This window comes from Bartonella sp. OT172YNZD, assembly GCF_042193725.1.
In the GTDB taxonomy this organism is placed as follows: domain Bacteria; phylum Pseudomonadota; class Alphaproteobacteria; order Rhizobiales; family Rhizobiaceae; genus Bartonella; species Bartonella grahamii_A.
The window spans coordinates 141,343-153,826 of the sequence record NZ_JBHILZ010000002.1; the positions used below are offsets into that span (position 1 = coordinate 141,343).

The window sequence follows — 12,484 nt, forward strand, 5'->3', positions numbered from 1 at the left end:
TTTTTAAAATAAATTCTACAAACTATTTGATCATCATTAAACCTATAAACAGGCAATCTAAGCCTGTTTATAGATCATGTTTAAAGTGCCTTTTCCTTTTCATATTTCAAGTTCATAGAAGTAAAATTATTTTTTTTAAAAAAAAACTGGACAGAAGACTCCTGTTTTGATTCATTGCACTCGATGGGGTTACTATGAATATCGAAGCAGTTTTAAAATCACATTATTCCGGAATTAAAGGAAGAAGAGATGGCTAAATTGGACGCATATAATGCGCCAAGAGAGATATATGCTGATTCAAAATCGAGCGCTCCAAGTCATAAAGCGCAGAAAAAACGTATTCATCTGCTTTCTGGCTCTGCTTATCAAAAGATTCTCTTTATTGAACCTTGGTTACGTCGCTCACTTCCATTTGTCATTGTAGCATTTCTTATTGTACTTGCATCAATTCGTTTTGTATCACTCTATGATCAGCGTAACATGATTGATAAGAACACGCGTTCTACCATCACTCTCTTAGCTTCTCATATTACCAATACAATTAATCATGACTTACTGGCTGTTTCTCAAAAAGGAAAAGTATCTGCCCTTTCTCATAGTCATTTGCAAAATATCCTCACCACTTTTCGTAATCAAGATCTTATTAATCCTAGCACTCTGATCGCCATTGTTGATCAAAAAGGAAATGTCTTAGCTTCATCCAGTTCAGAGATTGCTTTAGGAAAACCTTTACAAGACTTTATCTCTGACAGCATTGCTTTACAATCTCTTGGACAGCACATTGGAATTATGAAAATCACAATAGGAAAAAATGTCTCTGCTCTTGCTTCATTTCACCAAACAGAAAATGGGCAATATGGCGTATTCATTAGCGAAAAGATGCAAGATAGCGCCATGAAATGGCGGAAAATTCTCTCATTAAATATAACCCTGTTCATTGGAACTAGTGGCGTTATCCTCGCTCTTCTTTATGCTTATTACAACCAAATTGTACGAGCACGCAAAACGGATCTTGTTTCAGAAAAAATTCAAAACCGTATTGATATGGCAATGATGCGTGGACGCTGTGGACTATGGGATTGGAATATGGCAAGTGGACGCGTCTACTGGTCACGAGCAATGTACGAAATGCTCGGCTATGTCCCTCAAGATGCATTGCTCTCAATTTCGCAAATTAGCGCCATTATCAATCCAAATGATGCAAATTTTTTTGATCTTGCTCAGGAATTAATGAGCGGTAAAAAAAAGCATATCGATATTAACGTTCCCATGCGCCATGCCGATGGTCATTATGTCTGGATGCGCATTCGTGCCGAAGTTACTGAAGAAGAAGAACCCCATTTGGTTGGTATTTCCTTCGATATTAGTGAACAGCGACAATTAGCTGAACAAACAGCGCAAGCCGACCTTCGTATCCGTGATGCAATTGAAAACATTTCAGAATCTTTTGTCTTGTGGGATTCAGAAGGACGTTTAGTCATGTCCAACAGCAAATTTTGCGAATATGCCGCTATTCCTAAACAAATTCTACAATCAGGTATCCAACGTGCAACTGTCGAAGCCATGGCACGCCCTGCTATCAGTGAATATCCCCTTAAAGATGATGGTACTGGTAACTTAACCAGTATTCGCCAAACGGCAGATGGTTGTTGGCTTAAAATTAACGAACGGCGAACCCAAGACGGAGGATTGGTTTGTATTGGTACTGACATTTCTGAGCTTAAACAACAACAGGAAAAATTTGAAGATAGTGAAAGGCGTCTTTTTTCTTTCATTCAAGAACTCAAGCGCGCGCGAGGGAGTGCTCAACAACGTGCAACAGAAGTTGAAAAACTTAATAAAAGTTTGAAAGCAGAAAAAGAACGCGCCGAAAGTGCTAATAAGGCTAAATCAGAATTTTTAGCCAATATGTCTCATGAATTGCGCACGCCACTGAATGCTATTCTCGGTTTTTCAGATATCATGTTGCAATCGACTTTTGGCCCTCTTGGTTCACAACGCTATAAGGAATATATGCATGATATTTACAATTCAGGAACCCATCTTCTAACCCTTATCAATGATATTCTTGATATGTCAAAAATTGAAGCTGGAAGATTTACGCTTGATTGTAAAAATACCGATCTTGAGCCTATCATTAGTGAAGCAGTACGAACACTAACGCCTCAAGCTCAAGAAAAAAATATTGTTGTTACAACAAACATTACCCAAAAACTTCATGCTGAAGTTGATGGTCGTGCAATGAAACAGATTTTCCTTAATCTCATCTCTAATGCCGTTAAATTTACGCCTTCTGGCGGAAATATTGATGTCTGCGCTTTCAAGAAAAAAAATAACCTTATTTTTAAAATTACAGATACGGGTGTTGGTATTCCTCAATCAGCAATTAAAAAACTTGGGCAACCTTTTGAACAAGTCGAAAATCAGCTTACTAAATCTCACACGGGCTCAGGTCTTGGCTTAGCCATTTCACGCTCCTTGCTAGAACTCCACAAAGGAAAACTTGAAATTACTTCAAAAGAAATGAAAGGGACAACTGTAACTATTATAATGCCCATCACACAAAGTTAAATTTCTTCATTTTGTTCTCGTTGTAGCAAAATCTGTTTCCGTTTGGCCCCCCAACGATACCCTGAAATAAAACCATTTTTACACACAACACGATGACAAGGAATGATAACAGCCAATTCATTACGTGCACACGCATTAGCAACGGCACGAAAAGCGTTCGGTATACCAATACGGCACGCTAAGACTTCATATGAAATTGTTTTACCACATGGTATATCACATAATGCTGCCCATACTTGTCGTTGAAAAACTGTACCATTTATATCTAAGGGAAAATTATATTTTTTTACCAACTTAGGTGTTTCTATCATGGCTATAATATGAGCAACTTCTCTCTTAAATGTATTGTCACCTATAACTTGTTGTACATTGCCAAAACGTATCGTAAACTCCTGTAATAATTGCTCTATAGTGTCTCCTAACGCTATATGACAAATCCCTTTTTGAGACCTAGCTACCAAAAGCTTTCCTATTGATACATCTTTCAGACAGAACACTTTCGTTTGAGAAATATTCAGCATTTTAGCATTTTTTATATTTTAAATAAGTTTTGAACATCATCCATAAAGTAAAGGAAGAGTATTCACTATCTTTTAAAAACAAACAAAATCACTCTGAAATTATCTCCTTAACTATTGTATTAAAATACACTCTCACCCTTTTATGAAATGGAAACATACATAGATTGACTTTCTTCTTACCCTAAAACGGAAACTTCGACCAGAGCCATTCTATCAACAATCTTGCTTTTTATCTAACAGATTCCAATTGAGACCATTTCATATGGTTTATTTCATAAGCTCTCTACAGATAAATCCTGCCCTGAATTCTATCATATCCTCTAACAAAAAACACCTTAATCTGGTAAATTTTCATACCTTATATCACAGCTCTAAACGCAGTATTTTACGGAACAACAAGATAAACTTCCCATTTCATTTTACGAAATCTCATCGAACCATAAATAATGGCTTATGTTTTACAAGCAACAGAAAAAGCACACGCGCTCTTAGGTAAACAACGTCATAAAACACAAAATATGCCGGCAATAGACTGAAAAGATGTTCCGGCTTTTTATTCTCCATAGTATGCTTGAATATTCTAATTTGTTGGAGCTCTACTATTATTTTTTTATCAAAGGTCATACTTTTGATAAACTGGCGGGATGACTCAACTCAAAAAAGAAATTTATCTTCAATTTTATGAAAAAAAGCATGGAAAAGGTATTTTAGTGCTTACTTTCTTTGTCACTTAACTTATAAAATGACTGTAGCCTCAGAACTGAAATATTTTGCCCGCAACAATCGCGCACAGATATTTGTCATAGGAAAAAGCCATGCCCAAACGCACAGATATAAAATCTATTCTTATCATCGGAGCAGGACCTATTATCATTGGTCAGGCATGTGAATTTGATTATTCAGGAACACAAGCCTGTAAAGCATTAAAAGAAGAAGGTTATCGAATTATTTTGGTAAATTCTAATCCTGCCACGATTATGACAGATCCAGATCTAGCTGATGCAACTTATATAGAGCCCATTACTCCTGAAATAGTTGCCAAAATTATTGCCCACGAACGTCCCGATGCCCTTTTGCCCACTATGGGAGGACAAACAGCCCTCAATACTGCTTTATCATTAAAGCGTATGGGTATTTTAGACCGCTATCATGTTGAAATGATAGGAGCCAATGCTAATGCTATTGATAAAGCTGAAGATCGTGCTTTATTCCGCCAAGCGATGGCAAAAATCGGTTTGGAAACGCCACGCTCTATGTTAGCCAATGCAACAGAACTAAAAGAAGAAAATCGCCGACAGCACGCAAAAAAGCGTGCTGAACTTAAAGCAAAACTTTCTGGTGCTGCACTTGACAAAGCACTCGAAGAACTTGAGCGCAACTGGCGACATACCGAAACTGATCGCAAACAACATTATATCGCCCATGCAACAGCAAAAGCAGTTCAAGCTCTTGATATTGTTGGACTTCCAGCTATTATTCGTCCTTCATTTACCCTTGGTGGAACCGGTGGTGGAATCGCTTACAATCGTTCTGAATTTTATGAAATTATCGAACGCGGTCTCGAAGCTTCGCCTACAACAGAAGTTTTAATTGAAGAAAGTGTTTTAGGGTGGAAAGAATATGAGATGGAAGTTGTTCGTGATAAGAACGATAACTGTATCATTGTTTGTTCTATTGAAAACATTGATCCAATGGGGATTCATACCGGTGATTCGATTACTGTAGCACCTGCTCTCACCTTAACAGATAAAGAATATCAATGTATGCGTAATGCTTCGATTGCTGTTTTGCGTGAAATTGGTGTTGAAACGGGGGGATCCAATGTACAGTTTGCTGTCAATCCTGAAAATGGGCGCCTCATTGTTATTGAAATGAATCCGCGTGTTTCTCGCTCTTCAGCGCTTGCCTCAAAAGCCACGGGGTTTCCCATTGCCAAAGTAGCAGCTAAATTGGCTGTTGGTTATACACTTGATGAGTTAAAAAATGATATCACGGGTGGTGCAACACCAGCATCATTTGAACCTTCTATTGACTATATTGTGACAAAAATTCCTCGTTTTGCTTTCGAAAAGTTTCCCGGTTCATCACCTGTCCTCACAACTGCGATGAAATCTGTAGGAGAAGTCATGGCAATTGGACGCACTTTCCAAGAATCGTTACAAAAAGCACTCCGTGGACTTGAAACAGGACTTACGGGTCTTGATGAAATTGTGATTCCAGAGCATGCTGAAGGTGATGAAAAAAGTTCTATACGCTCAGCCATTGCCATACCAAGCCCTGATCGTCTACGCTATATTGCTCAAGCCATGCGTACAGGCTTACCCTTAAATGAGATTCACCAAATTAGCAAAATTGATCCGTGGTTTTTAGAACAAATAGCCTCCATCATTGAAATGGAGCAGCGTATCCATATTCATGGATTACCTCAAGACGCAGATAACTTACGTATGTTAAAAGCTATGGGATTTTCAGATGCGCGATTAGCCTCCCTTACTGGAAAAGAACCCGATTATATCGCAGCTTTACGCAAATCACTGAATGTTAAACACGTCTTCAAACGGATTGATACTTGTGCTGCTGAATTTTCTTCTCCTACAGCCTATATGTATTCAACATATGAAGTTCCCTTTGCAGGTGTAGAGCACTCGGAAGCACACGTTTCTGAACGTAAAAAAATTGCTATTTTAGGCGGTGGACCAAACCGCATTGGGCAAGGTATTGAATTTGATTATTGTTGCTGCCACGCTGCTTTTGCACTGCGTGATGCAGGCTTTGAAGCGATTATGATTAACTGTAATCCTGAAACAGTTTCAACCGACTATGATACCTCTGATCGCCTTTACTTTGAATCTTTAACAACAGAAGATGTTATCGCTATTTTAGAAGCAGAACAGGAAAAAGGAGAGTTGGTTGGAGTCATCGTCCAATTTGGCGGACAAACACCCTTGAAATTGGCAAGCGCTCTAGAAAAACACAACATTCCCATCCTAGGTACTTCCCCTGAGGCTATCGACTTAGCAGAAGATAGAGATCGCTTTCAAAAACTGTTATTTAAACTTAACTTAACACAACCTCAAAATGGTATTGCCCACTCCATCGAACAAGCACGCCTCATTGCCCACGAACTAGGCTTCCCATTGGTTGTACGTCCCTCTTATGTTTTAGGGGGACGTGCTATGCAAATTATCCGTGATGAACGTAGCTTACAAAATTATTTACTTGAGAGTGTTCCTGAATTAATTTCAGAAGATATCAAAGTCCGTTATCCTAACGACACAACAGGACAAATCAATATATTGCTTGGTAAAAATCCGCTTCTCTTCGACACCTATTTAACAGAAGCAATTGAAGTAGACGTTGATTGTTTATGTGATGGCAAAGAAACACTGATCGTTGGTATTATGGAACACATTGAAGAAGCTGGTATCCACTCTGGTGATTCAGCATGTTCTTTACCAGTCCATACGCTCTCAAATAAAATAGTTACTGAATTAGAGCGCCAAACCAAAGCATTAGCGCAAGCACTTCATGTTCGCGGCTTAATGAATGTACAATATGCTATAAAAGATGACACCATTTATGTCTTAGAAGTGAATCCCCGTGCTTCACGTACTGTTCCATTTGTTGCAAAAACGATTGGTCGCCCTATTGCTAAAATGGCTGCACGTATTATGGCAGGAGAAACGCTTCATGATGCTCTTCAAGCTTATGGTGGATTACCTTCTCTGCAGGAAAAACAACATATTGCTGTCAAAGAAGCAGTATTTCCTTTTGCTCGTTTTTCAGGTGTTGATACTCTTCTTGGTCCAGAAATGCGCTCAACCGGTGAAGTTATGGGACTTGACTATGAATTTTCGCTTGCTTTTGCTAAAGCCCAACTTGGAGCTGGTGTAAAACTCCCTAAAGAGGGGACTTTGTTCGTTTCTGTAAGAGATGAAGATAAAAGACGCATCTTAAATCCTGTAAAACGTTTAACTGAGCTTGGCTTTTCTGTTGTCGCCACAAGTGGAACACAAAAATTTCTCACTGAACACCACGTTGAAGCAAAAAAAATCAACAAAGTTCTAGAGGGACACCCTCATATTGAAGACGCTATTCGTAATCGGCAAATTCAATTGATTTTTAATACAACTAGCACCGCCAGTGCCATCTCAGACTCAAAATCATTACGTTATGCAGCACTCATGCAAAATGTTCCCTATTATACCACAATAGCTGGAGCCGAAGCTGTCGTAAAAGCGATCAACGCACTCAAAAAAAGACGCCTTGAAGTACGTTCACTACAAAGTTATTTTAGTTGAATTTTTTCTACTCAGCAAAATGTACACTGTTTTCTTATTTTTTCTTTATATAAAAATTGATTAAGACTTGCTTTTTGTTCTAAAGACTTTTATAGAAGTTTTATCGAATTTTCGGTTACGTGACTTTCTTTCCTGTGCAATCTGCACTTTTGACGAAACTTCTCCCACCTAATTTCGATCTACAGCCGTATTGAAGGAATGAAAGCTTCAATACCCAATATAATTATATATTCTAAGGAGTTTCCTATGTCTACAGGAACAGTTAAGTGGTTTAATACAACAAAAGGTTTTGGATTTATTCAGCCTAGTGATGGTAGTGCAGATGTATTTGTACACATTTCTGCTGTTGAGCGTTCTGGTCTAAACAGTCTTAATGAAGGGCAAAAAATTTCTTATGATGTTCTTCAAGATCGTCGTTCAGGAAAATTTGCCGCTGGCAACCTTGCAGCTCTTTAAAGTTTAAATTCTGCAATATGTTATTTAAAAATCTTCGTCTGTAACGACGAAGATTTTTTTATTTTGTATAAAGCATCATTTTACCTTGTTAAAATAAAAGACTGCTTATCTCCTTTGCACAATTAATCAAATCTCCCTTATACTTCTTCAAAAACTTTCATAAAATCTAAGAAGAGATTATCTTGTAAAAATCTCAAAAAGAAGAATGTAAAGCCCGTGTAAGAGTATTTTGGAAGTTTTTTATTGCATACAATATAATCTCTTATAAAATATCCTTAAAGCAATGACCATTTGTTGATATAATATAAGGATTTAAAATTATGGCTTTTATTGCCGACAAACTGTCTCGTATCAAACCTTCTGCAACAATTGCGATTTCCCAAAAAGCTCGTCATTTAAAAACATTAGGGCACAACGTTATTGCTTTAAGCGCTGGAGAGCCAGACTTTGATACCCCAGACAACATCAAAAACGCGGCCATTGAAGCTATTCGAAGAGGAGAAACAAAATACCCTCCCATATCTGGAATTCCAGAATTGCGCCAAGCAATTTCTGCAAAGTTTAAAAGAGAAAATAACCTTCTTTACCAACCAGAACAAATTATTGTTGGTACCGGTGGAAAACAAATTCTCTTTAATGCATTCATGGCAACTTTGAATAAAGGAGATGAGGTCATCATTCCATCCCCTTATTGGGTTAGTTATCCAGAAATGGTCGCACTCAACGATGGTACGCCTGTCTTTTTAGAAACAAAAGCTGAATTTTCTTATAAACTCCAACCACAAGAGTTAGAAGCTGCCATTACCCCCAAAACCAAATGGTTCATCTTTAACTCTCCTTCAAATCCATCAGGTGCCGCTTATACACAGAATGAATTGAAAAAACTCACAGATGTTTTAGTACAATATCCTCATGTTTATATCCTTTCCGATGATATATATGAACATCTCACATATGAGGGGTTTACCTTTGTTACTCCAGCTCAAGTAGAACCAGCGCTTTATGATCGTACACTCACAATGAATGGTGTTTCCAAAGCCTATGCGATGACGGGATGGAGAATCGGCTATGCAGGCGGACCACAAGAATTAATTAAAGCTATGGATACCATTCAAGGTCAGCAAACATCAGGAACAAGTGTCATTTCACAATGGGCTGCTGTTGAAGCACTCAATGGGCCACAAGACTTTATCACTAAAAATAAAAGTATTTTTCAAGCACGCCGTGATCTCGTTGTTTCCATGCTAAACCGAGCTCCTGGCATTCACTGTCCAACACCCGAAGGTGCTTTTTATGTTTATCCTTCTTGCACAGGACTTATTGGAAAGAAAACACCCAACGGTCAATGTATTACGAATGATGAAGAGTTTGCCATAGCGCTTCTAGAAACAGAAGCTGTTGCTGTCGTCCAAGGATCTGCTTTTGGACTTGGATCGGCTTTTCGTATTTCTTATGCAACATCAGAAAAATTACTTGAAGAGGCTTGTATACGTATACAGCGCTTTTGCAACAGTTTAATTTAAAATTTTTAATATCATCTCTTGTAATCGTTTTTTTGCCGAATGTCAGTATATCCGAGAAAATATCAGAAACTGTATCATAGTCTGAATCAATTGATTCAGTAAAAATATCCATGAATAAACACAACAATAAAGGCTGTAGATAAAGATCAAAAAAATCTAGCCCTCAAATAAATGAACCGGTCTATTATCATGAGAGATGAAAAACCTATTCTGCTTTCTCTATTCAATTTATAACTCTAAAAAAGACCGAGCACTTTTAAACACAATTGCGCTTATAATCAACGGCCATTACAATCAAATCTTTTCTATTTCTCGGCTTCTTCTTCGTCCTAAAATGAAGAAGAAGCCATCTCCCATCGTTATGCAAACAATCCAGTTTCCTTTAAATTCTGTTCAATAACTACTTGATTTACTTCATAGGCTTTATGAACAAGACCTACCTTGAATATTCACCTCACACTCTAATAAAAAGCACTTCATGTATAAAATTTTAAATATTTGATATCATGCCCCTAAAAGACAGACTTTTATGGTACAACAGGATAAATCTCTCTTAAACTCCTCATTGAATTTTAGTATTCTTAAAGAATTGTTAGGTATTCACAAGTTTCTAAATTTTTTCCTTATCATCTTCCCGTATATTGCAATTTCTAGGAACTTTTTCAAAAATAAAAAAAAGCCGGACATATGCCCGGCAAATTTGGAAAATCCTCAGAGATAAAATCAATCTGATAGATCTTCGTAAGGGAACACTCAAGAAAATGCACTGGGAAGAAACATAATCAAGAGATCGTATTCTATGTCATTTTATAAGAAAAAGTACAATAAAGACTTAAGCGTATCTGCTATGCAATAAACACATAGCTTTAAATTTGTCTTCATCATGTACCACTCTCTAATTAAATATAAAAATGTGAGCTACATTATAACACGATTGTCCAGTTTTCAATATATAATAAACCTCACATTTGCTAGCATTCATATAAAACATTTATCCTTTTTTTCAAAAGTATTTCTCCACACGGACTCCCTCCACTTTTAATGTGCAATAAATAGTTTTAATTGATTCAATATGAGCAAATTTGAAACGAAAGAATATTAGGCGACTCTCAAGTTGCAAAACAGTTAATTATTCCTTATAAATTAAGGCATTAACATTAAAAAGACCACTGACGGGCTTTTAAAAAAATATAATCTCGAAAAGCATTTAACCTTGCCAAATTCTTTAAATTATGAGGATAACAAAAAAAAGTATCAAAAGAAGGAATATCAACCATATCAGGAAAAAGACGCACCAAATGCTCATCATTATTGACAATATAATCAGGCAGCACAGCAATTCCAAGATCACGCATAAGCGCATTCTTTATTGAAATGATGTTGTTGATTTGTAGAACTGAAACACGCAATGATCCATCACTTCTACTAGCCTTTTCCAACCAATTTAAACCAGACAAATAAGGTGGGACAGGTTCGCCGAACGAAATAATACGATGCTCATCGAGATCAGACAACTTTTCCGGCTTTCCATAATTTGCAATATACTTTTCCGAAGCATAAACATGCATATGAATTGTAAAGAGTTTTCTTTGTATAAGATCAGGTTGTTGGGGTTGATGTAAGCGAATAGCACAATCCGCATGACACATTGTCAAATCAAGCTCTTCATCGGAAAGCAAAAGCTGAACCTGCATATCAGGATAAAGACTAAGAAATTCTGGCATACGCTCTGCAATCCACCCTGCCCCCATTCCAAAGGTCGAGGTCACACGCAAGTGCCCCGTTGGTTTTGCATAGCTTTCACTTAATTGCAAACGTACACTTTCAAGCTTCATCAAAACATCATGAGCTGTACGATAAAGAGTTTCTCCCTGTTCTGTAAGAATCAAACCACGCGCATGACGTTGAAATAAAGATACCCCAACCTCTTGTTCTAAAGCCGAAACCTGTCGTGAAACGGCTGATTGAGATAAATGAAGTTTTTGAGCAGCATGCGTAAAAGATCCCGCTTCTGCTGCAGCGTGAAAAACCCTTAACTTATCCCAATCCAACGGTGGCGCCACAATTAATTCTACCTCTAAATTCTCTATGTTCTCAATGAGTTGCTAACGCTTAGGTATATCCAAAAACCGTTCTGCTTCCAACGCTGCCATACATCCTCTTCCCGCAGCTGTTACAGCTTGGCGGAATGTTTCATCTGTTACATCTCCAGCAGCAAAAACACCAGCAATGCTTGTTGCTGTTGAATCCGGCGCTGTCCATAAATAGCCGCCTCGTTTTTGTTTCAACTGTCCTTCAAACAGAGAAACAGCAGGATCATGCCCAATGGCAATAAATATGCCCTCTGCATTCACTTTCATCTCGTGACCTGTCTTAACATTTTTCAGATGTGCCCCTGTTACAACAGCCCCCATTGAATCTTGAGCTGGCAAACCAACAATTTCTTCTACCACATGATCCCAAATGATACGTACGTTCTTGCATGCAAGCAACCTATCTTGCAAAATTTTTTCTGCCCGAAAATGATCTCGGCGATGAACCACGCTTACACTTTTAGCCAAATGCGATAAATAAAGTGCTTCTTCAACAGCCGTATTTCCTCCTCCCACAACAATAACGTCCTTATCACGATAAAAAAAGCCATCACATGTAGCACAAGCGGAAACACCACCGCCCATAAAGGTCTGTTCACTTTCTAAACCAAGCCAGCGTGCTTGAGCTCCTGTTGCAATAATCAGTGCATCACAAGAATATTGTGTTCCTGAATCCCCATATAAGACAAAAGGATACTTCAACAAATCAGCCTTTATAATTGTATCATAGACAATTTTTGTCCCCATATTCTCAGCTTGTTTCGCCATTTGTTCCATCAACCATGGTCCTTGAATGGGATCTACAAAACCTGGATAATTCTCAACATCAGTTGTAATTGTTAATTGTCCACCCTGCTGTAAACCCGTCACCAAAACCGGCTTAAGCATTGCTCTTGCTGCATAGATCGCCGCTGTATAACCAGCTGGACCTGAGCCTATAATCAGCAGACGAATATGCGATTGTATCATTAAATCCCCTTCACTTTATTACAACTTAATTATTCTATAAATGATAACGG

7 protein-coding genes and 1 pseudogene are annotated in these 12,484 nt (G+C 37.8%); 5 read left to right on the forward strand and 3 right to left on the reverse strand.

Annotated elements, in window-relative coordinates:
* The first annotated feature begins 249 nt into the window (after positions 1-249).
* Positions 250-2,571 carry an ATP-binding protein gene (locus ACFIJS_RS01500; protein WP_375649187.1) on the forward strand — a complete coding sequence of 774 codons (2,322 nt, stop codon included), beginning with the start codon at positions 250-252 and terminating at the stop codon, positions 2,569-2,571.
* Here the strand turns inward: ACFIJS_RS01500 and ACFIJS_RS01505 are convergent.
* Complete coding sequence (locus ACFIJS_RS01505) at positions 2,568-3,092, reverse strand: methylated-DNA--[protein]-cysteine S-methyltransferase (protein ID WP_375649189.1); 525 nt, start codon at positions 3,090-3,092, stop codon at positions 2,568-2,570. The two genes, ACFIJS_RS01500 and ACFIJS_RS01505, sit on opposite strands and share 4 nt — an antisense overlap.
* A 458-nt stretch (positions 3,093-3,550) precedes the next feature.
* Here ACFIJS_RS01505 and ACFIJS_RS01510 point away from each other — a divergent pair.
* From ACFIJS_RS01510 to ACFIJS_RS01525, 4 genes and pseudogenes are all read left to right on the forward strand, one after another.
* Positions 3,551-3,625 (forward strand): annotated as a pseudogene (locus ACFIJS_RS01510) (integrase); the annotation flags it as partial.
* Between the two features lie 282 nt (positions 3,626-3,907).
* Positions 3,908-7,393 carry a carbamoyl-phosphate synthase large subunit gene (gene carB / locus ACFIJS_RS01515; RefSeq protein ID WP_375649191.1) on the forward strand — a complete coding sequence of 1,162 codons (3,486 nt, stop codon included), beginning with the start codon at positions 3,908-3,910 and terminating at the stop codon, positions 7,391-7,393.
* Positions 7,394-7,639: 246 nt separating this feature from the next.
* Positions 7,640-7,849, forward strand: coding sequence for a cold-shock protein (locus tag ACFIJS_RS01520; protein ID WP_012754908.1), 210 nt, complete (start codon positions 7,640-7,642; stop codon positions 7,847-7,849).
* 320 nt (positions 7,850-8,169) lie between these two features.
* Positions 8,170-9,372 (forward strand): pyridoxal phosphate-dependent aminotransferase, encoded by a 1,203-nt coding sequence (locus ACFIJS_RS01525; protein WP_375649194.1) that lies wholly within the window; start codon positions 8,170-8,172, stop codon positions 9,370-9,372.
* A 1,157-nt stretch (positions 9,373-10,529) separates the two neighbouring features.
* On the opposite strand, the gene ACFIJS_RS01530 is transcribed toward ACFIJS_RS01525, so the two are convergent.
* Both ACFIJS_RS01530 and trxB read right to left on the reverse strand, forming a co-directional pair.
* On the reverse strand, positions 10,530-11,435 hold the full coding sequence (locus ACFIJS_RS01530; RefSeq protein WP_375649196.1) for a LysR family transcriptional regulator: 906 nt from the start codon (positions 11,433-11,435) through the stop codon (positions 10,530-10,532).
* Positions 11,436-11,477: 42 nt separating this feature from the next.
* Positions 11,478-12,434, reverse strand: a complete 957-nt coding sequence (gene trxB, locus ACFIJS_RS01535) for a thioredoxin-disulfide reductase (protein WP_375649198.1) — start codon at positions 12,432-12,434, stop codon at positions 11,478-11,480.
* Positions 12,435-12,484 lie beyond the last annotated feature (50 nt).

What these genes read in the sequence shown, in the direction of transcription:
- ACFIJS_RS01500 (WP_375649187.1), top strand. Translation starts at nt 250, where the DNA reads ATGGCTAAATTGGACGCATATAATGCGCCAAGAGAGATATATGCTGAT.
- ACFIJS_RS01505 (WP_375649189.1), bottom strand. Translation starts at nt 3,092, where the DNA reads ATGCTGAATATTTCTCAAACGAAAGTGTTCTGTCTGAAAGATGTATCA.
- carB (WP_375649191.1), top strand. Translation starts at nt 3,908, where the DNA reads ATGCCCAAACGCACAGATATAAAATCTATTCTTATCATCGGAGCAGGA.
- ACFIJS_RS01520 (WP_012754908.1), top strand. Translation starts at nt 7,640, where the DNA reads ATGTCTACAGGAACAGTTAAGTGGTTTAATACAACAAAAGGTTTTGGA.
- ACFIJS_RS01525 (WP_375649194.1), top strand. Translation starts at nt 8,170, where the DNA reads ATGGCTTTTATTGCCGACAAACTGTCTCGTATCAAACCTTCTGCAACA.
- trxB (WP_375649198.1), bottom strand. Translation starts at nt 12,434, where the DNA reads ATGATACAATCGCATATTCGTCTGCTGATTATAGGCTCAGGTCCAGCT.